The 21,141-nt window shown below is 71.1% G+C and carries 23 protein-coding genes and 1 pseudogene; 10 read left to right on the top strand and 14 right to left on the bottom strand.

The annotated features are described in order from the left end of the window. Positions 1 to 42: 42 nt before the first annotated feature. The 6 genes from RMT89_RS11100 to RMT89_RS11075 form a co-directional block, all read right to left on the bottom strand. Complete coding sequence (locus RMT89_RS11100) at positions 43 to 996, bottom strand: lysophospholipid acyltransferase family protein (protein WP_315883652.1); 954 nt, start codon at positions 994 to 996, stop codon at positions 43 to 45. Further along, positions 996 to 1,769, bottom strand: coding sequence for a GNAT family N-acyltransferase (locus RMT89_RS11095; protein WP_315883651.1), 774 nt, complete (start codon positions 1,767 to 1,769; stop codon positions 996 to 998). Before RMT89_RS11095 ends, RMT89_RS11100 begins: the two co-directional genes overlap by 1 nt. Positions 1,770 to 1,893: 124 nt before the next feature. Beyond that, positions 1,894 to 2,931, bottom strand: coding sequence for a hypothetical protein (locus RMT89_RS11090; protein ID WP_315883650.1), 1,038 nt, complete (start codon positions 2,929 to 2,931; stop codon positions 1,894 to 1,896). 101 nt (positions 2,932 to 3,032) lie between these two features. After that, positions 3,033 to 3,782 carry a succinate dehydrogenase/fumarate reductase iron-sulfur subunit gene (locus tag RMT89_RS11085; protein WP_315883649.1) on the bottom strand — a complete coding sequence of 250 codons (750 nt, stop codon included), beginning with the start codon at positions 3,780 to 3,782 and terminating at the stop codon, positions 3,033 to 3,035. Then, positions 3,779 to 5,725, bottom strand: a complete 1,947-nt coding sequence (locus RMT89_RS11080; RefSeq protein ID WP_315883648.1) for a fumarate reductase/succinate dehydrogenase flavoprotein subunit — start codon at positions 5,723 to 5,725, stop codon at positions 3,779 to 3,781. The genes RMT89_RS11085 and RMT89_RS11080 overlap by 4 nt, the downstream gene beginning before the upstream one ends. A gap of 1 nt (position 5,726) precedes the next feature. Then, positions 5,727 to 6,398 (bottom strand): succinate dehydrogenase, encoded by a 672-nt coding sequence (locus tag RMT89_RS11075; RefSeq protein WP_315883647.1) that lies wholly within the window; start codon positions 6,396 to 6,398, stop codon positions 5,727 to 5,729. A 121-nt stretch (positions 6,399 to 6,519) separates the two neighbouring features. Here RMT89_RS11075 and RMT89_RS11070 point away from each other — a divergent pair, with 121 nt between their 5' ends. Further along, positions 6,520 to 7,404, top strand: a complete 885-nt coding sequence (locus RMT89_RS11070) for a LysR substrate-binding domain-containing protein (protein WP_315883646.1) — start codon at positions 6,520 to 6,522, stop codon at positions 7,402 to 7,404. A gap of 128 nt (positions 7,405 to 7,532) precedes the next feature. Here RMT89_RS11070 and RMT89_RS11065 read toward each other — a convergent pair whose 3' ends face one another. From RMT89_RS11065 to RMT89_RS11050, 4 genes are all read right to left on the bottom strand, one after another. Further along, entirely contained in the window at positions 7,533 to 9,668 is a 2,136-nt protein-coding gene (locus RMT89_RS11065; protein WP_315883645.1) for an EAL domain-containing protein, read from the bottom strand. Continuing rightward, positions 9,665 to 10,477 carry an SAM-dependent methyltransferase gene (locus RMT89_RS11060; RefSeq protein ID WP_315883644.1) on the bottom strand — a complete coding sequence of 271 codons (813 nt, stop codon included), beginning with the start codon at positions 10,475 to 10,477 and terminating at the stop codon, positions 9,665 to 9,667. Before RMT89_RS11060 ends, RMT89_RS11065 begins: the two co-directional genes overlap by 4 nt. A 309-nt stretch (positions 10,478 to 10,786) precedes the next feature. Next, positions 10,787 to 11,761 carry an SCO0930 family lipoprotein gene (locus RMT89_RS11055; protein ID WP_315883643.1) on the bottom strand — a complete coding sequence of 325 codons (975 nt, stop codon included), beginning with the start codon at positions 11,759 to 11,761 and terminating at the stop codon, positions 10,787 to 10,789. 386 nt (positions 11,762 to 12,147) lie between these two features. Next, positions 12,148 to 12,498 carry a hypothetical protein gene (locus RMT89_RS11050; RefSeq protein WP_315883642.1) on the bottom strand — a complete coding sequence of 117 codons (351 nt, stop codon included), beginning with the start codon at positions 12,496 to 12,498 and terminating at the stop codon, positions 12,148 to 12,150. A 22-nt stretch (positions 12,499 to 12,520) separates the two neighbouring features. Between RMT89_RS11050 and RMT89_RS11045 the strand changes: the two genes are divergently transcribed. From RMT89_RS11045 to RMT89_RS11035, 3 genes are all read left to right on the top strand, one after another. Further along, positions 12,521 to 12,649, top strand: a complete 129-nt coding sequence (locus RMT89_RS11045) for a hypothetical protein (RefSeq protein ID WP_315883641.1) — start codon at positions 12,521 to 12,523, stop codon at positions 12,647 to 12,649. A 15-nt stretch (positions 12,650 to 12,664) separates the two neighbouring features. Continuing rightward, positions 12,665 to 13,429 carry a DUF4239 domain-containing protein gene (locus RMT89_RS11040; protein ID WP_315883640.1) on the top strand — a complete coding sequence of 255 codons (765 nt, stop codon included), beginning with the start codon at positions 12,665 to 12,667 and terminating at the stop codon, positions 13,427 to 13,429. A gap of 234 nt (positions 13,430 to 13,663) precedes the next feature. Beyond that, positions 13,664 to 14,197 carry a hypothetical protein gene (locus tag RMT89_RS11035; protein WP_315883639.1) on the top strand — a complete coding sequence of 178 codons (534 nt, stop codon included), beginning with the start codon at positions 13,664 to 13,666 and terminating at the stop codon, positions 14,195 to 14,197. A 107-nt stretch (positions 14,198 to 14,304) separates the two neighbouring features. Here RMT89_RS11035 and RMT89_RS11030 read toward each other — a convergent pair whose 3' ends face one another. Next, positions 14,305 to 14,790 carry a hypothetical protein gene (locus RMT89_RS11030; RefSeq protein WP_315883638.1) on the bottom strand — a complete coding sequence of 162 codons (486 nt, stop codon included), beginning with the start codon at positions 14,788 to 14,790 and terminating at the stop codon, positions 14,305 to 14,307. A 342-nt stretch (positions 14,791 to 15,132) separates the two neighbouring features. On the opposite strand from RMT89_RS11030, the gene RMT89_RS11025 reads away from it, so the two are divergent. Further along, complete coding sequence (locus RMT89_RS11025) at positions 15,133 to 15,795, top strand: class F sortase (RefSeq protein WP_315883637.1); 663 nt, start codon at positions 15,133 to 15,135, stop codon at positions 15,793 to 15,795. Between the two features lie 30 nt (positions 15,796 to 15,825). On the opposite strand, the gene RMT89_RS11020 is transcribed toward RMT89_RS11025, so the two are convergent. Further along, the gene (locus RMT89_RS11020; RefSeq protein ID WP_315883636.1) at positions 15,826 to 16,677 is read right to left on the bottom strand and encodes a polysaccharide deacetylase family protein; all 852 of its coding nucleotides are present in this window, start codon (positions 16,675 to 16,677) and stop codon (positions 15,826 to 15,828) included. 46 nt (positions 16,678 to 16,723) lie between these two features. Next, positions 16,724 to 17,416: a hypothetical protein gene (locus RMT89_RS45915; protein ID WP_399497926.1), complete on the bottom strand. Its 693-nt coding sequence runs from the start codon at positions 17,414 to 17,416 to the stop codon at positions 16,724 to 16,726. 88 nt (positions 17,417 to 17,504) lie between these two features. On the opposite strand from RMT89_RS45915, the gene RMT89_RS11010 reads away from it, so the two are divergent. From RMT89_RS11010 to RMT89_RS11000, 3 genes and pseudogenes are all read left to right on the top strand, one after another. Continuing rightward, on the top strand, positions 17,505 to 17,966 hold the full coding sequence (locus RMT89_RS11010; protein ID WP_315883635.1) for a universal stress protein: 462 nt from the start codon (positions 17,505 to 17,507) through the stop codon (positions 17,964 to 17,966). Between the two features lie 25 nt (positions 17,967 to 17,991). After that, positions 17,992 to 18,201 (top strand): VOC family protein, encoded by a 210-nt coding sequence (locus RMT89_RS11005; protein WP_315883634.1) that lies wholly within the window; start codon positions 17,992 to 17,994, stop codon positions 18,199 to 18,201. After that, a pseudogene (locus tag RMT89_RS11000) lies at positions 18,116 to 18,313 on the top strand (MarR family transcriptional regulator); the annotation flags it as partial. The gene RMT89_RS11005 and the pseudogene RMT89_RS11000, both read left to right, overlap by 86 nt. A gap of 16 nt (positions 18,314 to 18,329) precedes the next feature. Here RMT89_RS11000 and RMT89_RS10995 read toward each other — a convergent pair. Beyond that, positions 18,330 to 19,478 (bottom strand): CapA family protein, encoded by a 1,149-nt coding sequence (locus RMT89_RS10995; RefSeq protein ID WP_315883633.1) that lies wholly within the window; start codon positions 19,476 to 19,478, stop codon positions 18,330 to 18,332. A 211-nt stretch (positions 19,479 to 19,689) separates the two neighbouring features. Here RMT89_RS10995 and RMT89_RS10990 point away from each other — a divergent pair, with 211 nt between their 5' ends. Both RMT89_RS10990 and RMT89_RS10985 read left to right on the top strand, forming a co-directional pair. Next, a complete protein-coding gene (locus RMT89_RS10990) occupies positions 19,690 to 20,235 on the top strand; it encodes a sigma-70 family RNA polymerase sigma factor (protein ID WP_315883700.1) in 546 nt (181 codons plus the stop codon). A 146-nt stretch (positions 20,236 to 20,381) separates the two neighbouring features. Beyond that, entirely contained in the window at positions 20,382 to 20,897 is a 516-nt protein-coding gene (locus RMT89_RS10985) for a hypothetical protein (protein ID WP_315883632.1), read from the top strand. The last annotated feature ends 244 nt before the right edge of the window (positions 20,898 to 21,141 follow it).

The raw sequence follows: 21,141 nt of genomic DNA, 5'->3' as shown, positions 1-21,141 counted from the left end.
GGCGTGCCCGGCCCGTGCCGTCGCCAGGCATGCCGCTCATTCCTACCGTCCCGCACGCCCCCTCGGCACACGCGACTGTTCCGCCGCCAAGGCGGCGTGCGCCCATGCCAGTTCCCCTCCCGTCGGATCCGGCTGGGCCGCCCGTGCCAGCGCCCGGCGGTCGGGATGGGCGCCCGCCGGGATGTGCGGCCGTACCTCGGCCTCGGCGACCAGGCGTCGTGCCGTGACCACCCGCCACAGCGAGGAGAGCAGGGAGTCCTCCCCGACGAAGGCGGGCGCGGTGCTCGCCGGACCGCCCTCGAACCGGTAGTGCAGGCGCACCGGCTGGACCGCCACGCCCGCGTCCAGCGCGGCCTGGAACACCGCCCGGCGGAAGGGGCCCTGCGCCCGGCCGCACCAGGTGCTGCCCTCCGGGAAGGCGACGACCGCGGCGCCGGAGCGCAGGGTCTCGGCGATCCGGGCGACCGTCGGCGGCAGCGCCCGCAGCCGGTCCCGCTCGATGAACAGGGCGCCGCTGGCGGCGGTGAGCCCGCCCGCCACCGGCCACTGCCGGATCTCCGCCTTGGCGAGCATCCGGGCCGGGCGTACGGCGGCGAGCAGCGGGATGTCCAGCCACGAGACGTGGTTGGCGACCAGGAGCAGACCACCGGTGGGCGGCGCCGCGCCTGTGATGCGTAGCCGCACCCCGGAGGCCCGGATCACGGCCCGGCTCCACCCGCGGATCAGCGTGTCCCGCCGGGACGCGGGGACGACCCCGAACACCGGCAGCAGCGCGACACCCACCAGCAGCGTGACCAGCAGCGCCGCGAGCCGCAGCACCGCGCGCGGTATGTCCGCCAGGGAGCGGGCGGAGGCGACGCAGACCTGCGGGGAGCAGGGCGCCGTGGGCAGCCAGGCGCTGGTGGGGATGACCGGACGGGGCTCCGTGGCCGCCCGGCGCTCGCGCCGCGGGGTCAGGACCCGGACGCCCACCGGCACCGTACGCAGCATGTTCATCAGGCCGGGACGAGCGAGAGGAAGTGCTTCAGATAGCGCGCGTTGACCCGGCGCATCGACAGCAGGACGTACAGGTCGGCGACCCCGAAGTCCGCGTCGTGTGCGGGCTCCGCGCAGACCCAGGCGCCGAGGCGGAGGTAGCCGCGCAGCAGCGGGGGCAGTTCGGTGCGTCCCTCGGGCCGGGCCACGCCCTCCGGGTTCCAGGGCAGCAGCGGCCGGACCCGGTACTCCTCGGGCGCCAGGTGCTTCTCCCGTACCCGGTCCCAGGTGCCGGCGGCGAGGGCGCCGCCGTCGGCGAGGGGGATGGAGCAGCAGCCGGCCAGCCACTCGTGGCCGCCCGCGACCATGTACCGCGCGATGCCGGCCCAGATCAGGCCGATGACCGCGCCGTCCCGGTGGTCGGGGTGGACGCAGGAGCGGCCGACCTCGACCAGGCCGGGGCGGATCGGGTCGAGGGGGGCGAGGTCGAACTCGCCCTCCGAGTAGAGCCGCCCGGCGACCGCGGCGCGGTCCGGGGGCAGCAGCCGGTAGGTGCCGACGACCTGGTCGGTGAACGTGTCACGGACCAGCAGGTGGTCGCAGTACGCGTCGAAGGCGTCGATGTCGTGCCCCGGCTGCGGGGTGGACAGCAGCGCGCCCATCTCCCCGGCGAACACATCGTGCCGCAGCCGCTGGGCGGCCCGTACGTCGTCCTCGGTGCGGGCGACGCTGACGGTGTAGCGGGTGGGGGCCGCCGGCTGCGGGGGGCGGTCGAGCGTGGAAACGCCGTTCATGGCTGACTCCTGGTCACGGCCGGGGACGGTTGAGCGGCCGGAACAGTTCTTCCGACGCCGGGCGTCCTCCGCGTGACCATCGTCAGGAGTACGGATGTGGGGCTGTTGAACGGTCCGGGCACCGTCACTTGGGTGGTGCGCAGCCGTCCAGCCAGTAGCGCGTCTCCGCGGCGTCGAGAACCCGCTCCAGGACGAGGTCCCCCGTCATGTGGGGGAAGAACCGGCCCGCGGGCCAGCTGCGCTCGTAGGGCGGCGGGTCGAGGACGAGCAGGCGTACACCGTCGACGACCGGTATGTCGGTGGGCGTGCCTTCGTTCCACACCCAATCCCCGCTGGGCGTGACCAGGTTGAACGACCCCACGGTGTGCACCTGCCCCGGCGCGTCCCGGCACACCGCCGCCTCCTGCGGGGACGGCGCCCGGCCGGGCACATGGCCGCCGCCGACGAGGAGGTCCGCGAGCAGGGTGTGCAGCTGGAAGTTGTCGCCGATCCCGCTCATCCGCATCCGGTAGCCGGTGCCGGTGCCGGTGCCGGTGGGGCGGTGCAGCACGACCAGCGGCTCGTCGTCGAGGACGAGCAGGGCGTACGTCAGGCACTTGAATTCGTGGCCCGACGCCTCCGCCACGGCCCGCACCGCCCGCAGCAGCCGGGCGCGCAGCGAACCGTCCAGCGCGGTGCGCACGGTGGGGTGGTTGAGCATGGCGAGGGACGCCATCTCCCACTGGGGCATCGACAGCCAGGCCAGTGCCGCCTCCGGTCCTACGCGTTCGAAGATCGCCTCATCCGCCTCGCCGGGCTCCGGATCGGGGAAGTCCCCGCCGCCGGTCTCCGCCCAGCGCTCGCAGAACTCCCCCACGGCGGCCAGGGTCTCGGCCAGCTCCACGAAGATGTACGGCGCGCAGGGCCCCGGGTCGGCACCGCGCTCCACGCAGGCGCCGACGATCACGGCTATGGTGCCGCGGGGTCCCGGGGGCACCTCGGGCAGCAGCGCGGCAAGGCGGGGGGCGGCCTGGGCGGCCTCCTGCGGTCCCGCGTCCTGGAAGTTCCGGTACATCTCGTGGAACGCGGCTTCCGACCGGTCGGGTTCCTGCTCGCGCACCGCCGCCACGAAACAGCCGACGGCCTCAACGAACCGCTCCTGCTGCTGACTTGCGGAGATCATGCGCGCAGCCTACCGAGCCCGAACAGGCGAAACGGGGCCGGGGAGCACCTCCCGACCCCGCCCGTCCGCACGTCTTCGGCGAACGCTTCTTGCCGTGGGCCTTACCGCTTGCCCACCTTGCGGGTGGCCCGCAGCCACTCCTTGTTCATGCTCGTGATGGAGACCAGCGGGATGCCCTTCGGGCAGGCCGTGGCGCACTCGCCGGTCAGGGTGCAGCCGCCGAAGCCCTCGTCGTCCATCTGCGCGACCATGTCCAGCACGCGCGTCTCCCGCTCGGGAGCACCCTGAGGCAGCACGTTCAGGTGGTTGATCTTGGCGGAGGTGAACAGCATCGCCGCACCGTTCGGACAGGCGGCGACACACGCCCCGCATCCGATGCACTCGGCGTGCTCGAAGGCGAAGTCGGCGTCCGGCTTGGGCACCGGAGTGGCGTGGGCCTCGGGCGCGGCACCGGTCGGCGCGGTGATGTAGCCGCCGGCCTGGATGATCCGGTCGAAGGCGGACCGGTCCACCACCAGGTCCTTGATCACTGGGAAGGCGGAGGCCCGCCACGGCTCGATGTCGATCGTGTCGCCGTCCTTGAAGGACCGCATGTGCAGCTGACACGTGGTCGTCCGCTCAGGGCCGTGCGCATCCCCGTTGATGACGAGGGAGCACGCGCCGCAGATGCCCTCACGGCAGTCGTGGTCGAAGGCGACCGGGTCCTCGCCGCGCAGGATGAGCTCTTCGTTGAGCGTGTCGAGCATCTCCAGGAACGACATGTCGGAGGAGATCCCGTCCACCTCGTATGTGGACATGGCGCCGTCGGCGTCGGCGTTCTTCTGGCGCCAGACGCGCAGGGTGAGCTTCATGCGTAGCTCCGCTGAGTGGGGTGGACGTACTCGAAGACCAGGTCTTCCTTGTGCAGGGTGGGGGCCTCGCCGGTCCCGGCGAACTCCCAGGCGGCCGCGTAGGAGAACTCGTCGTCGCGGCGCTCGGCCTCACCGTCGGGGGTCTGGGACTCCTCGCGGAAGTGACCGCCGCAGGACTCGGCGCGGTGCAGCGCGTCGAGGCACATCAGCTCGGCGAGCTCCAGGTAGTCCACGACCCGGTTGGCCTTCTCCAGCGACTGGTTGAACTCCTCGCCGGTGCCGGGCACCTTGATGCGCCGCCAGAACTCCTCGCGGATCTGCGGTATGCGCTCCAGTGCCTTGCGCAGCCCGGAGTCGGTGCGGGCCATGCCGCAGAACTCCCACATGAGTTCGCCGACTTCGCGGTGGAAGGAGTCCGGGGTGCGGTCTCCGTCGACGGAGAGCAGGAGGTTGATCCGGTCCTCGGTCTCGGCCAACACCTCCTGGACGACAGGGTGTTCGGCGGTGATCGTGTCCTGGTGCGGGTTGCGGGCCAGGTAGTCGTTGATGGTCGCCGGCAGCACGAAGTAGCCGTCGGCCAGGCCCTGCATCAGCGCGGAGGCGCCGAGGCGGTTGGCTCCGTGGTCGGAGAAGTTGGCCTCGCCGATCGCGAACAGGCCGGGCACGGTGGTCTGGAGGTCGTAGTCGACCCACAGTCCGCCCATCGTGTAGTGCACGGCGGGGTAGATCCGCATCGGCACCTGGTACGGATCCTCGTCGGTGATCCGCTGGTACATGTCGAAGAGGTTGCCGTACTTGGCCTCGACGGCCTTGCGGCCCATGCGCTTGATGGCGTCGGCGAAGTCGAGGTAGACGCCCTGCCCGCCGGGGCCGACGCCCCGGCCCTCGTCGCAGACGTTCTTCGCGGCGCGGGAGGCGATGTCACGGGGCACGAGGTTGCCGAAGGACGGGTAGATGCGCTCCAGGTAGTAGTCGCGCTCGTCCTCGGGGATCTTGTTGGCGGGACGGTCGTCGCCCTTGGCCTTCGGCACCCAGATCCGGCCGTCGTTGCGCAGCGACTCGCTCATCAGCGTCAGCTTGGACTGGTGGTCGCCGGTGCGCGGGATGCAGGTCGGGTGGATCTGTGTGAAGCAGGGGTTGGCGAAGTAGGCGCCGCGCCGGTGGGCCCGCCAGATGGCGGTGGCGTTGGAGTTCATGGCGTTCGTCGACAGGTAGAAGACGTTGCCGTAACCGCCACTGGCGAGTACGACGGCGTCCGCGAAGTACGTGTCGATCTTGCCGGTGATGAGATCCCGGGCGACGATGCCGCGGGCCCGCCCGTCGACGACGATCAGGTCGAGCATCTCGGTCCGCGGGTGCATCTCCACATTTCCCGCGGCGATCTGCCTGCTGAGCGCCTGGTAAGCGCCGAGCAGGAGCTGCTGACCCGTCTGGCCACGGGCGTAGAAGGTCCGCGAGACCTGGACGCCGCCGAAGGAGCGGGTGTCGAGGAGACCGCCGTACTCCCGCGCGAACGGCACACCTTGGGCCACGCACTGATCGATGATCTCGACCGAGATCTGCGCCAGCCGGTGCACATTCGACTCCCGCGCCCGGAAGTCGCCGCCCTTGACGGTGTCGTAGAACAGCCGGTGGACGGAGTCGCCGTCGTTGCGGTAGTTCTTCGCGGCGTTGATGCCGCCCTGCGCGGCGATGGAGTGGGCGCGGCGCGGGGAGTCCTGGTAGCAGAACTGGACGACGTGGTAGCCCTGTTCGGCGAGCGTGGCGCCGGCCGAGCCGCCGGCCAGGCCGGTGCCGACGACGATCACCGTGTGCTTGCGCCGGTTGGCCGGGTTGACCAGCTTGGCCTCGAAACGGCGCTTGTCCCAGCGCTCGTTGACCGGGCCCTGCGGCGCCTTCGTGTCGATGACCGGTTCGCCGGTCGGATAGTCGGTGTAGGTCATCTCAGCTCACCACTCCGGTCATGACGCCCACGGGCACGGCGAGGAAGCCGCACGTGAGCACAAGCGCGAGAACGTTGGCGACGGTCTTCAGGGCGCGGTCGCGGGTACGGCTGCCCGCGCCCAGGGTCTGGGCCGCGCTCCAGAAGCCGTGCCGGATGTGCATGCCGACGGCGAGCATCGCCACGATGTAGATGACGTTGCCGTACCAGGTGGAGAAGGTGTCGATGACGTTCTGGTACGGGCGTCCCTCCTCGAAGCCGCCCGAGTGCACGGTGCCGGTCGTCAGGTCGAGGATGTGCCAGACGATGAACAGGGCGAGGATGATCCCGCCCCAGCGCATGGTGCGGGTGGCGTAACTCGCCCGCGGCTTCTTGTGCACGTACTTGCTGGGCCGCGCCTTGATGTCACGGCGGCTGAGCTGGTACGCGGAGACACCGTGCGCGATCACTGCGACCACCAGCACGATGCGGACGAGCCAGAGCGTCCACTCGTAGTGCATGAAGGGCTGGCCGACCGTGCGCAGCCAGTGCGCGTACTCGTTGAACTCACCGGCCCCGAAGAAGATCTTCAGGTTTCCCATCATGTGGACGACCAGGTACGACAGCATGATCAGCCCGCTGACCGCCATCACGGTCTTCTTGCCGACGGAGCTGTCCCACACCGTGCGTGCCATGGACGGTCGTCGGTCCGTCCGCGTTGCCAGAGCCATGTCACTAGAAGTTAGGGGGCGAGTGCCCGATCGGTCCAAGACATCCTCCGGCTCGTTTCCATAGCCAACGGCTATCGTGAGGGCCATGCAGTTCCAGCAGCTCCAGTACTTCGTGGCGGTCGCCGAGACCCGGCACTTCACGCGGGCCGCCGACCTGGTCCACGTGGCGCAGCCGTCCCTGTCCCAGCAGATCAAGGCCCTGGAGCGGGAGCTCGGCGCGGACCTGTTCCTGCGGGCCCGCGGCAACATCACCCTCACCGACGCGGGCGAGGCCCTGCTGCCGCTGGCCCGGCGCATCCTGGCCGACGCGGATACAGCGCGGCTTGAGGTTCAGGAACTGGTCCAGTTGCGCAGCGGTCGCGTACGGCTCGGCGCGACACCGAGCCTGTGCACCGGCCTCCTCCCGGACGTCCTGCGCGCCTTCCACGACCGCTATCCCGGCATCCGCCTGCTGATCGAGGAGGGCGGCTCCCACGACCTGGTGCGCGAACTGGCGCGCGGCGCCCTGGACCTGGCGTTGGTCGTCCTCCCCCTCCCGACCCCCTCGCCCGCCCTCGCCACAGTGGAGCTCCTCCGCGAGGACCTGGTGATCGTCTCCTCCCCGGACGCCCCCAAACCCGGCGGCGGCCGGCGCGCGGTGAGTGTCGCCGACCTGGAGGGCGAACGCCTGGTGATGTTCCGCCACGGCTACGACCTGCGCGAACTGACGGTCGCCGCGTGTCGCTCCGCTGGGTTCGAGCCGGATTTCGCGGTGGAGGGCGGCGAGATGGACGCGGTCCTGGGCTTCGCACGGGCGGGGTTGGGCGTGGCGGTGGTCCCGCGGATGGTGGCGGCGCGGGCGGGACGGGGACTGCGGGTCACCCCGCTGGCCAGCCCCGGACTGCACCGCACCATCGCGCTCGCCCACCGCAGCGATGTGGCTCCGCCTCGGGCCGCGCGGGAGTTGCAGCGGATGTTGCTTGAGCGGTGACGTGGGTGTGGTGAGGTCCCGGATTGCGTCTGCCTGGCGGCTCGCCGTTGCGGGGGGCCGGTCGTCGGTGGTTGCTCGCGCAGTTCCCCGCGCCCCTTGGGAGTTCCCCCAAGGGGCGTTCAGGAAGTTCAGCCCGTCGCGTCCACCAGCGCCAGCTCGTGCAGTCGCTCCGGCGGGCCCGGGCGGGCGTAGTACCAGCCCTGGGCCGTGTCGCAGCCCAGTATGCGGAGCTGTTCGGCCTGGGCGCCTGTTTCCACGCCCTCGACGGTGACCGCGAGGTTCAGGCTGTGGGCCAGGGAAACGATCCCCTCGACGATCTTGAGGTCGACGGGGTCCGCGGGGAACTGCTGCATGCTCTGGGTGAAGGAGCGGTCCAGTTTGAGGATGCTCACCGGCAGGCGGCGCAGGTTGGCGAGGTTGGAGTAGCCGGTGCCGAAGTCGTCCAGGGCGATGTCGACGCCCATCTCGGCCAGGCGGCGCAGCGGTTTCAGCAGGTCGTCGTCCGCGCCGATCAGCGCCGACTCCGTGACCTCCAGGCAGAGCGCGTCGGGGTCTACGCCCGTGCGCTCCAGGATGTCGACCGTGTCCTGCACCAGGCCGGGGTGCGTGAGCTGGCACGGGGAGAGGTTGACGTTGATGCGCAGCGGGCCGGCGTGCGAGTGGCGCTCGCGCCACTCCCGGGCCTGGCGCACCGACTGTTCCAGCACCCAGCGGCCGAGCGGAACGATCAGTCCCGTGTGCTCGGCGAGCGGGATGAAGCGGTCGGGGCCGAGCACGCCGTGCTGCGGGTGCAGCCAGCGCACCAGGGCCTCGGCGCCCCGGACGCTGCCGTCGCCGAGGTGGACCAGCGGCTGGTACTCGATGAAGAACTCGCCCCGGTCCAGGGCGGTCGGCAGCGACGTGGTCAGCCCGTGCCGGGTGATCGCACGGGCGTCGGCCTCCGGGTCCGCCAGTTCGAAGCGGTTGCCGCCCGCCGACTTGGCCCGGTACATGGTGATGTCGGCGCTGCGCAGCACCTCCGCCGGGCTGCGCTCGCCCGCCGGCCCCTCGACGATGCCGATGCTGCCGCGCACGGTCAGCTCCCGGCCGTCGACGCTGATCGGGGCGATCAGCACGTTCATGATCCGGGCGGCCAGCTCGTCGACCTCGCGCTCGGTGTCCGGACCGGTGGTCAGCGCCACGAACTCGTCACCGCCGAGCCGCGCGACCATCTCGCCGGGCGCGGTCGCGCAGGACTGCAGCCGGTCGGCGACCTCGACGAGCAGCCGGTCGCCGGCCGCGTGGCCGAGGCTGTCGTTGATGGTCTTGAAGCCGTCGAGGTCGAGATAGCACAGGCCGAAACGCTGGCCCTCGCCCGCGGTGAGGGCCTTCTCCAGGCGTTCGAAGAACAGCGTGCGGTTGGGCAGCCCGGTGAGCGCGTCGTGCGTGGCCTCGTAGCGCAGCCGGAGGTTGAGCAGCCGCCGCTCGGTGGTGTCCTCCATGAGGGCGAGCTGGTACTCGGGGTTGCCGTCGGCGTCCCGCAGCAGGGAGACCGTCAGATTGGTCCACAGGACCGTTCCGTCGGGGCGGTAGAACGCCTTCTCCACGTGGTAGTGCTCGCGCTCGCCCCGCACCAGCTCCTCGTAGAGCTTCCACACCTGCGGGGCGTCCTCGGGGTGCGTCCACTGCATGACGTTACGGCCCCGCACGAGCTGCTCGGCGCCGCCGAACATGCGCACCAGCGCGCCGTTGACCTGCAGTATGTTGCCCGCGAGGTCGGCGATGCCGATCCCTATGGCGGCGCCCTCGAACACGGCGCGGAAGCGAGCCTCGCTGGCGTGCAGCGCCTGCGCCACCACGCCCTGCGCCGTCAGGGCGGCCGCGGAGATCGACTCCTGCTCGGCCAGCGTCCGTTCCCGCAGCGCCTGGGCGTATCCGGCGGCCATGGCGTGCTGGAGCCGCGCGGAGCGCGCCCGCTGGTCCTCGCGCGGGCCTTCGTCACCGCAGTACAGCACCAGGTAGGCGTCGACGCAGTCGAGGCTGTGGCTGAGCGCCTCCGGGTCGGTGCAGTGCGCGTCCACCAGGGCGGCGCCCACCGCCCTGCCCTCGTCCGCGTCGAAGGTCCTGGCCCGCAGCGCATGGCTCAACCGCCGGGCGAGCGGCAGCAGTTGCTCCTCGAACTCCGGCCGGGTCGACGACGTGGAGGTCACGGGGAACACGGCCCGGCTCCAGATGGTCGCGAACCGGCGCAGTCTGTCCTCCGGCCCGTCCGGCTCCGCGCTCACGCCGTACGCCCCACGCCCGCGAAACCGGAGAAGGCCCAGGGATCCTCCTCCTCCGGTGCGGTGTCCGGCCGCCAGTGCGGCATCGACACCAGTCCGGGTTCCACCATGTCGTACCCCTCGAAGAACCGCGCGATCTCCTCGCGCGAGCGCATGATCAGCGGGTTGCGAATGTCCTTGTATACGCCCACCGTGCCCTCGGCCCGCTCCGCGGTGAGCGGGATTCCCTCGTACGAGGCATGTGTGAGGATCAGCAGGCTGCCGGGCGCGAGCGCGTCGCGCAGCTCGGCCACCGCAGCGTACGGGTCGTCCGCGTCTTCCACGAAGTGCAGTATGGCAACGAGCAGCAGGGCCACCGGACGGTTCAGGTCGATGAGCCGCTCGACCTGAGGGCTCGCCAGAATGTCCTGGGGCTTGCGCAGATCGGCCGCGACGACGTCGGTGTGCTCGTCGCCGTTCAGCACCGCCTGGCTGTGCGCGACGGCCACCGGGTCATGGTCGACGTAGACCACGTGCGCGCGGGGGCTGGCCGCCTGGGCCACCTCGTGGACGTTGCCGAAGGTCGGGATGCCCGAGCCGATGTCGAGGAACTGGGTGATCCCCTCGGCGGCCGCGTAGCGCACGGCGCGGCGCATGAACGCCCGGTTCGCCTGCATGATCTTGGGAAGTCCCGGCATGAACCCCATGGCCTTGCGGGCGGCTTCCCGGTCGACCTCGAAGTTGTGCGAACCGCCCAGGTAGTAGTCGTAGATTCGCGAGACGCTCGGCACCGAGATGTCGATGCTCCGTGGTGCCCAGGCGGGACGCTCCATCTATCTCTCCAAGGCTCAGGCGATCCAGTGTTCGAGCTGAGGCTACTGATCGCCTGCCAATGGAGCGAGCCGAAACGGAAATTGACCATCCGTTCCCGGTCACTGCCTGCGGCACGTGCCGAATTCGCCGACGGCAAATCCGCTACGAAATGCATCCGAAGTATTCCACAGAGTTCCGAATCATGCTGAAGGGGACGAAGAGTTGGGCCGCGGCACGCACACGGGTCCACCCCCTCCGTTGCGGGCGAAGGGGGTGGACCGTATCGCGCGCGCTGACCGTTCGTCCGGCACTCGCTGGGTGTTCGCCTCCTACTCCTTGTTCGGCGCGCCGACCGCCTTGCCGTCGGGGCGGACGGCGTACCAGGTGCCGCCCACACCCTGACCGTTGGTGTCGCCGGGCTTCTTGTCACCGGCGAAGGTGTAGATCGGCACACAGTCGATGGACTGCTGCTTGATGCCGTCGGGGCGGTCGAAGACGACGTAGCCCCGGTTGGGGGTGGACCCCTGCAGATCGATGCCCTTGGTGTCCTTGGCGTCGACCGGGGCGACCACGGGCCACTTGTCCAGGCAGGCACCGGCGCAGGCGGTCGACATCGGCCACTGCGTGTCCTTCAGGAAGCGGTAGACCGTCATGCCGTTCTTGTCGACGACGATCTCGCCGAGCTTCGGGTCATTGCGGGTGGACAGTCCCGGCAGATCGGCGGCGGCCTTGGCCTTCTTGCCGTCGGGGGCCAGCGCGTACCAAGTGCCGCCCACGCCCTGACCCTTGGTCTCGCCCGCGTTGACATCCTTGGCATAGCGGTACGCCGGCCAGCCGCCGATCGTCAGCTGCTTGGTGCCGTCGGTCCGGGTGACCTCGCCGAGCTGGGACTTGTCCACACCGGCACCGGCGCTGGCATCGTCCGCGGGAACCGGCGGCCAGGTCGTGGCGCAGTCGCCCTCACAGTTCGTCTTGGGCGGTTCGGCGGTGTCCTTGTCGAAGCGGTAGAGGGTGAGCCCGGCGCTGTCGGTCAGCACCTGGCCGAGCTCGGCGTTGGCGGACACGGACAGCTCGCCCGCGGGGGTCGTCTGGGTCGCGGCGCCCTGCGCGCCGGCCCCGGCGGTGCCGGATTCAGTGCCGTTCCCCAGGCCGGCCCCCGCGGTTCCGTAGTCTCCGGCCGCGGCCGTCGCACCGACGTTCTGGCTGCTCGCCGGCGGGGTCGTCTCCTGACCGCACGCCGTCGTCAGCGCCAGTGTCGCCACGGCGCTCACCACGAGCGAGGCGCTCCGCCACGAGGTCTTCATCGTCAACTCCCCATATTTGTACGGGTGTTGCAGCGCCCTGCTGCGCCGCCGCACGACACTGGGTACGCACGGGGACCATGGTCGTGTTCAACCGCGGCACAACTTTCTTTCCGGAACCTGTGACACCCGGCGCCACTCGCACAGGCGATCGGGCCGACGGACACGCGAGCGGGCCGCCCATCAAGACGCCCGACGTCCCGTCCCTCCTTCGGGGCAATCCCCTGGGCAGTACGGCCCTTGAGCAGCCGTCAGGCACCAGGATCTTGTGTCGTGCATGGACCCGAATCGACCCAATCCGCCCTCGCGGCACGGGTGTTGGCGCTACTGGCGCTGAGCTGGCTGCTCGTGGGGGCACCGGCCGGTCCCGCCGCGGCCGACGCCTGCGCCTACGCCTCGACCGGACCGGGCGGTACCGAGGCGGTGGCGGTCGCCGGGAACGCCACCTGGCCCACTCCCCCTTCGTGCCCCACACCGACGCCGCCCCCGCCTCCGCCGACGCCCTGCCCGACACCGACGCCCCCACCGAAACCGCCGAAACCCACCCCCACTGCGGAACCCCCGCCGAAGCCCACCCCGAAGCCGCCCAAGCCGACCCCCACCCCGACACCGAAGCCCCCACCGCCCCCGGCTCCCGCGCCCGCGGCCCCCCGCCCCCAGCCGACCCCGCCGCCCCCCGCGCCCGCTCCCACCCCGACGCCGAGCCCGAAGCCGACTCCGACACCGTCGGCGAAGCCCACACCGCCTCCTTCCGCGGCCCCGGTGCACTACCCGCGCTACCGCACCTCGCCCAAGCGGCCGCCCACCCGCAGCACCACCGCGCCCCTCACCTTCGTTCTGCTCATCGCCGCGCCCGCGATCGTCGCCGTCGCCGCGCTCCGCCCGCGCTGATCCTGGAGGCACCCCTTGCCGGAATGGCTTGTTCTCACCCTCGCGATGCTGGCCGCCTGCGTCGTGGTGGTCGCCATCACGTTCGTACGCCATCGCACGGCGGCGGACGACGAGGACCCCTCCGAGACGCCGGACGTCATCGAGTACATGACGATGTGGATCGGCGTGGTCTACGCCATCGTCCTGGGCCTGGCCATCGCCGGGGTGTGGGAGGGACGCAGCGCCGCGCAGGAGCACGTCCAGGCGGAGGCGGTCGCCCTGCACGAGATCTCCGAACGGGTCCGGGTGTACCCACCGGATGTGCGTGACCGCATTCGGGAGGATGTCAACGCCTATGTCGGACACGTCGTCACCACCGAGTGGAAGACAATGGCCGACCGGGGCGAGGTCACCGACCGCGGCGCCGAGCTGCTGCAGCGCGTCCGTGAGGACGTCATCGACTACAAGCCGCGCAACGACTTCGAGGCCCAGGCCTACCAGCCGCTGGTCGACCAGGTCGCCGCCGCGGACCAGGCACGCAACGCCCGGGCCAGCTCGACCGGCGAGACCATGCCGGGGGTGGTGTGGTTCGGGCTGATCGCCGGGGCCATCGTGACCATCGGAATGATCCTCGCCCTGCAGATCCGCCGAACACCGCGCGAGCTGATCCTCGCCGTGCTGTTCTCCGCGCTGATCGCCTTCCTGCTCTTCCTCATCTGGGACTTCGACGCGCCCTACAGCCGTGGCATCACGGCGTCCGCGGAGCCGTTCCTGGACCTCTTCCCGGACGTCAAGGGCTGACGGACGCTCACCCGAAGCCCGAAGCCCGGAACCCAGGGGGCGGATGCGCCACGCCGCCGCCGTCCCCCGGCCGCAGGAACGGCTGTCCCCTGAGCGGCCCACACCGTTGCCCCATTCGCACGACTGCGTTCGCGCAGGTGTGCGCACCTTCCTAGCGTTTCGATCATCGAGGTGCATTTCTGGCGCAAGCGGAAAAGGTCCGCAGCTGCTCCTCGGGGACCCGGAGGAACCACCATGCGCGCGATACGCGTCGCTTCGGCCGCACTGCTGGGCATGACCGCCCTGACCCTCACCGCGCCGGCCGCCCTGGCCATGGGCGACGAGAACATCACGCCGTTCGGCTTCAGCGTCCTGCCCTCCACGATCGCCGCGGGCGGACAGGTCACCCTGGTGCTCGACCGGAACGGCGGCTGCAAGGGACCCGCGACGGTCACCTCGGCGGTCTTCGACACGGTCACCATCCACCCGAGCCAGTCCCAGGCGACGGGCGTCGTGGACTGGGACGCCAAACCGGGCGCCATGTACAAGGTGACGTTCACCTGTGACAACGTCAGCGGCTCGACGGATCTGACCATCGCCGGCGGCCGGACGCCCACCGGCAATCCGATGCCCCAGCCGCTCACCCCGAAGGGCGTGAACGCGGGCGGGGGCGGCAGCATCGCCGGGTTCGACCTGAAGGAGATCGGCCTCGGTGCCGCGCTCATCGCGGGCTCCATCGGGGCGGCGTACCGCCTCTCCCGCAAGCGCGCCGCCGAGGACGGCGGCTGACGCGGCCGCGACGCGCACAGGCCTTCGCCCCGGTTCCCCGCAAGGGGGCCGGGGCGAAGGCCTGTTGCCGTGAACGTGCGATCCCCGAACAGAGCCGTGAAAGGGGCTCAGATCCGCTTCTCGGAGCGGCGGCGCATCCAGAACAGTCCGCCGCCGATGACGGCCGCGGCCACCAGACCGCCGCCGATGGCGATGTCGGTCGGGGTGGCCCCGGAGGAGGAGCTGCCCCCGATACCGCCGCGCACACCGCCGATGACGGTGAAGGCGGCCGGGCGGGTCAGCGACTTGCCGGAGCAGCTGACGGTGATGTCGTAGGTGCCGGGGCTCGCGTTGCTGTTGACCGTCGCGGTGCCCTTCGAGGTCTCGTTGGCGCCGCTGATCGGCGACAGCGTGGTCGTGGGGAACGCGTTGGAGGTCGCGGTGCCGCCGTCCCGGCAGCCGTCGACGGTGATGGTCATCTGGCCCCCGCGGGCGATGACACTGGGCAGGGCGACGATGTTGCTCGGCTGGTCCCAGGCGACGGCCTCGGGGGCGGCGAGCCCGAGGGCGGCGAACGCCGCCGCTGACACCGCCAGGGCACGAGAGTTACGCATCTGATCCTCCGCGGAAGACGCCCCGGGTCCCGTCCCCGGTCGATCGGCGAGAAAGCGCCTCCCAGAAAGACCCTCAGACGCCCGGCAGGAGGCCGCATTTCGGGAATGGTCCGTCCTGGTGAGAGGACACGCCGAAGGAAAACCGCACAATCGGATATTGCCGCAGGTCACGGACCGTCAGAAATTTCCTGGTCACGGCAACTCGGATGGCGCACCACCGGATGCCGAAAGGAGTCAGGGCCACCCGTTCGCATCCGCACCCGTCGCCTGATTCCCGCTCGGCACTTAGCGTTCTCGTATGCGCGAATGACGTGGCGACGGCCGCGTCGAGAGGGGAAACGAATGTCTGCGTCCGAGCTGGCCGAAGAGGAGGAGCGGCGGAAGAAGCGCGCTCCTTGGGGCGTGATAGCGCTTGTTCTGCTGACCGGCCTCGCGCTCATTCGCAATGGTTCGGGGGAATTCGACGTGGGCCCTCCGCAGCCCGCGCCGGCCGCCGCGGCGGACAGCCGGGTGCAGGGCGGCACCTTCGTGGGCGCCGCGCCCCCGCTGCCGTACGGCGTGCCCGACCGGGTCAGGATCCCCGCGATCCAGGTCGACGCGCCGATGCTGGCCGTCGGTCTGGACGCCGAGGGCTGGGTGGACGCCCCGCCGCCGGACGACCCGAACCTGGCGGGCTGGTTCACCGGCGCCGTCTCCCCCGGTGAGAAGGGCACCGCGGTCGTCGTGGGCCATGTCGACAACAGCCAGGGGCCCGCCGTGTTCTACGGGCTCGGCGCCCTGAAGAAGGGAAATCGCGTCGAGGTGGCGCGCAAGGACGGAAAGACCGCCGTGTTCGAGATCTACGGCATCGAGGTGTTCGCGAAGAACAACTTCCCCGGCGACCGCGTCTACGGCTCGAAGGGCACCGCGGAATTGCGGGTCATCACCTGCGGCGGCGGTTTCTCCAAGCAGAACGGCTACGACGGCAATGTGGTGGTCTTCGCCCGCCTGGTCGAGGTCCGCTGAGCGTTCCCCGGCCGGGCGGGCGAAGGCCCGTCAGACGTACTGCCGTTCGGGAACGGTGACGTGATAGCCGGCGTCCAGCAGCTTGGGCAGATAGTCCCGCAGCGCGCGGACGCTCTGGGTGCGGTCGCCCCCGGCGTCGTGCGAGAGCACCACGACGCCGGGGGCGGCGCCCTTCTCGACCCGGCCGACGATGGTCCGGCTGCCGGGGGTGGTCCAGTCGAGGGTGTCGACCGTCCAGGCCAGCGGTTCCATGCCCAGATCGGCGCCGAGCTGGAAGGCGGCGCGGTTCCAGGCGCCGTAGGGCGCGCGGAACCACTGGGGGCGTTCGCCGTAGGCCTCCTCGATGATGTCGCAGGTGCGTTCCATCTGGGAGCGGATCTGACCGCGGGTCAGCCGGGTCAGCAGCGGGTGGGACCAGGTGTGGTTGCCGACCACATGGCCCTCCTCCGCCATCCGCTCCAGCAGGTCCGGTCGGGTGGCCGCCATCTCCCCGCACACGAAGAACATCGCCCGCACCTCGTACTCGGCGAGGGTGTCCAGGATGGCGGGCGTGTAGCGGGGGTCGGGGCCGTCGTCGAAGGTCAGCACCATGGTCCGGCCGCGGCCGGACACCCGCAGCAGCGGGGTGCGGCGGGCCAGGGTGCGGCGGGGGGCCGCCTGGGGCGGGCCGTAGCCGGTGAGGGGCTGGAGGCGGTAGGCGGAGGGCTTGAGCGCGCGGCGCGCCTGGGGGCCGGCGGCCGGGGCGGCGGCGGGCCTGACCGGCTCGGCGTCCGCGCCCAGCGAGAACAGCCCGGCGGTGCCGGCCGCCCCGACGGCGGCGGCGCCGGCGAGCAGGGCCCGGCGGCGGGTGAGCAGCCGGGGGAGCAACTGATCCTTCTGCATGACTCATCAGTCGCCCGGCCGGACACCGACGCACCACGACGACACCTCAGCGGCGGCAGGATTCCACCCACCCGGCCCATGACGGGCCGTCAGCCGGGTCACATCCGGGGTACGTCAGCGGCGGCGCGAGTTGGTGGCCGCCGGACCGGTCGCGCAGCCGGACGAAGGCGATGCCGACGAGGTAGGGGCCGGCGCCGTCGGCGCGCGGCCGTTCGCGTTCGCGGTACCGGACGCGGACCTGTTCGGGCAGGTCCGCGTCCGGCCCGGCGCGCCCGGCCTCGTCCCCTCCGTCGAGGCCGAGCGCCGTCAGCGAGGGCAGCGCCGCGGTGCTCGCGGGGCGCGGGCCGCCCTTCGGGTGCCCGTTTCCCCGGAGTTTGCGCTGGGACGGTACGGAGACGAACCACCGGCGGATGCCCAGCCTGGGGCCGGCGGCGCACAGTTCTGCGGCCATGAGCTCCATCACGCCGTAGGGGGCGCTCCGGTCACGGGGTATCAGGTCCAGGGAGATGCCGTCGGTCTCGGAGTCGCGCCGGGCGTCGGCCCGCTCGACGATCCGTTCCCTCTCCGCGTCGGTGAGGGTGGCGTGGCGGCGGACCCGGCGGGTGGCGCAACAGAGCGGTCCAAGGGCGCCGAAGAACGTGGCGAAACCCTCGCGAGCCCTGCCGGGGACAACGGTGCCGGGCGGCCGTATCGGGCCCGCGGCGTCCTTGGCCGGGGCGGCCTCCACGGTGGCACTCATGGTTTCGAGGGTAGGAAGGGGTCGGCTTCCTCGCCCGTCGAGGGCGGGCACGACGTCCGGACCTGGGGGTTCCGATAGCCTCACAGCCGTGACGGAACAGCACGCGCACCGGTTCGAGCGGGGTACGGACGGGCCGAAGGTCATCGTGGTCGGGGTGGACGGCTCCGACTCCTCACTGCGGGCGGCGGCCTACGCGGGTGGTCTCGCCCGGCGCCAGCACGCTCTGCTCGCCGTGGTGTACGTCCAGCCGGTGATGTCGGCGGGCGCGGCGCTCGGGGCGCCGGTCGCCGAGGTGACCGACGAGATCGCCGAGGATCTGGTGGCCCAGATCCGGCACGCGACGGAGCAGACCAAGGGGATATTCGATGTGCGCTGGGAGTTCCACACCTTCCGCGGCGACCCGTACAACGGCCTGGTGAAGGCGGCGGACGACCTCAAGGCGGACGCCGTGGTGGTCGGCGCCTCGGAGCAGGCCGGCCACCGGATCGTCGGCTCGGTGGCGATCCGGCTGGTGAAGGCGGGGCGCTGGCCGGTGACCGTGGTGCCGTAACGCTCCCGCTGGCAGGTTGGTGGCCATGGACATCAACTGTGTGATCGTCGACTCCGCCGATCCGGACCGGCTGGCGGCCTTCTGGAGCGAGCTGCTCGACCGGCCGGTGGTCGCGCGCTTCGGACCGTACGTCTGGCTCGAACGCAAGAACGGGCAACCCGGCGCACCAGCGCTCCTCGCTGATCCGGCTCACGGACGGGGGCCGGAACGTCATCACCGCCGTCCTCGCCCGTGAGCACGAGCTGAACCGGCAGGTCGGGGGAGATCTGACGGATGCCGACGTGCGGGCGTGCGTCAAGGTGTTGACGGAGATCCTCAAAACCTTCGACCACGTCGACGTCGACTGACGCTCCAAAGGGGCCCCTACTCCCCCATCACCAGCCCGTCCTTGTCCGCGCCCCGGCTGAACACCACGTCCCGGATCCGGTCCCGCACACCCCTGACGTCGGCGCCCTGTCCGAGCGCCCGGTTGAGGTTGACCACCCGCCCGGCGTCGATGTCGAAGAGCTGAGGGACGAATTCGGCCTTGGCCACCTCCCAGCGTCCGCCGGGGCGCTTCGGCGGGGCGAAGGTGAAGCGGCCGATCGTGGACTGGTTCCCGCGCGGGTCGGGGCTGCCGTCGTTGTTGTACATCTGGCCGGCGATCTGGTCCCCCATGCCGTAGATGACCCAGGTGCCGTTGACCTTCTCGTAGGCCTGCGGGACGTGGGCGTGGGTGCCGAGGATGAGGTCGACGGCGGGGCGGTCGCCGGTGCGGGCGGCGGTGAGGGAGCGGGCCAGGGTCAGCTGCCGCTGGTCGGGCTCATCCTGCCATTCGGTGCCCCAGTGCAGCGATACGACGACCACGTCGGCGCCCGCCCGGCGAGCGGCCCGGGCGTCGGCGAGGATCCGGCCCTCGTCGATGAGATTGACGGCCCAGGGCTGTCCGGGCGGGAGTGGATAGCCGTTGGTGTCGTAGGTGTAGGCGAGGTGCGCCACCTGTGCCTGACCCGCGCGCAGCACGGTGACCGTGCGCGCCTCGGCCTCCGCGCGGGCGGATCCGGCGTGCCGTACGCCGGCCCGGTCGAGGGCGTCCAGGGTGCGGCGGATGCCGTCGGCGCCGTCGTCGAGGCTGTGGTTGGAGGCGGTGGAGCAGCCGTCGTAGCCGGTGGCGGCGAGGCCCGCGGCGACCTCGGGCGGCGATTTGAAGGCGGGGTATCCGGTGTAGTCGCCGTTCTCCCCGTAGACCGTCTCCATGTGACACAGGGCCAGGTCGGCGCGGGTGACGAGGGGTTTCACCCCGGCGAACATGGGGCGGAAGTCATAGCCCCTGCCGCCGGCGTCGAACCGGGCGCGGTCGATGATCGAGCTGTGCGGGAGGACGTCGCCGGAGGCGACGAGGGTGAAGCCGCGGGGGCCCGTGGCGGACGGGGCGGGATGCCCCGGGGAGTCCTGCCGGTCGGCCTGGCAGGCCGCGCCCGCGGCGAGGAGGGCCGTGAGGGCCAGGGCCACCTGTCGACTGCGTGCGATCATCACTCACCCCGATGTAGTCGTATTTACGCATCAATAGGTAAGAATCGCGACACACCGGGACATGGTTCCGACACGCCCATTAGCCCGTCCGGCCGCGCGGGAACGGTGGCCGGGACCGTTCGTCGAACCGTTCGTCGACGCGATCGACCGTCCGCCGCAGATCCGTGTGCGCGGCCTGTCCTCGAACGGCGCCCTGCGATGCCATACGGCCATGACGGCCGGAACCACTCTCATCAACGGGACGACCGCCGAGCACGAGCTCGCCGCGCTGCAGCGCGAGCACGGCCGGCCTCTCTTCGCGCTGCTGCTCAGGCTCTGCGACGGAGACCGGCAGCGCGCCGAGGATCTGGTGCAGGAGACCCTGGTACGCGCCTGGCAGCATCCCGAGGCCCTGCGCGCCGACGACTTCGACTCCGTTCGGCCCTGGCTGCTCACCGTCGGCCGGCGGCTCGCCATAGACGCGCGCCGGGCCCGGCAGGCGCGGCCCGCCGAGGTCGGCGACGCGATCCTGGAGAACGCCCGGGTGTGCGCCGATCATGCCGAGCGGGCGGCGGCGACCCTCGATGTGCGCGAGGCTGTGAAGACACTCACTCCGGAGCACCGTGAAGTCCTGGTGCTGGTGTACTTCAAGGGGGCCAGTGTGGCGGAAGCCGCGCAGGCCCTCGGCATCCCGCCCGGTACCGTGAAGTCCCGCGCGTACTACGCGCTGCGCGCCCTGCGCCGGGTGCTTCCCGGATACGCGGCCGACCTGCGGTGAAACCGTGAGCCGAGTCAAACCTCCGTAAAGCGCCTTGCCGTGGACCATGGTTGAGTAATCGGCTGTCTTCATCCGTGTTCCGGATGGGGTCCTGGCTTGGGCCCCGGGTCGGGCGACGCGTACGCACCGGAGGAAGGCAGGAAGGGATGTTGCACAGAGGCCAAGAGAGCACGGACGGCACCGGCGGTGGTGAACTCACCGTCCCCATGGCGTGGTTGTACGCCGAGTACATCGCCGACGAGCTGCTGCGGACCGGCGATCTGATGCCGCCGACGTCCTTCGAGTTCCGCGCCGGGCGGGACGCGCTCGCGCTGACGATCTTCCTGTCCGACACCGGGGGTGAGCTCCCCGGTATCCGGGTCGTGTCCCAGCTCGACACCTGGCTGTCGCTGACGGCGTACGACCAGCCGTGGCAGGACTGGGTGCGCGAACGCATGGCGAAGCTGGCCGCCGAGGCGATCGAGTCCGGCGCCCCCGCGCCCGACCTGGATCTCGCCGAGGCGGCCTGGCGCTGGCTGGAGGAGACCGAGCTGCTCGCGCCGGATCTCAACGCGGTGCCGGGCGGCGGCGCGGTCGGGGGTGAGGACGAGGGCCCGAAGGTGTGGACGCCGGCGTGGCAGCTGGGCCTGCCGCTGGGGCACTTGGCGATCCACCTGTTCTAGGCCCGTACTTCGCAGGTCGCCGAAAAGGTTCTCCGCATCGGCCTCACGGCGTCCGATCCCGGCCGGGCCGGACCGAGACGGCCATCGCTGCTGCGGTTCCGACCGGCGAGCGATCAGCTACGACCGCTTGGTCTTCACGATCGGGTGACCTGCTAAGTACGGGTCTAGGCGGAGGTTCGAAGGCGACGCCGTCCGGAAACTTTTTCCGGAACGGGACCAATCCGCCGCCCTGGCCGCTCCGAAT

The sequence above is a fragment of the Streptomyces sp. P17 genome (genome assembly GCF_032436805.1).
In the GTDB taxonomy this organism is placed as follows: domain Bacteria; phylum Actinomycetota; class Actinomycetes; order Streptomycetales; family Streptomycetaceae; genus Streptomyces.
Note: the sequence above shows the minus strand (reverse complement) of the source record. Positions and strands in the feature narration are given on the sequence as shown.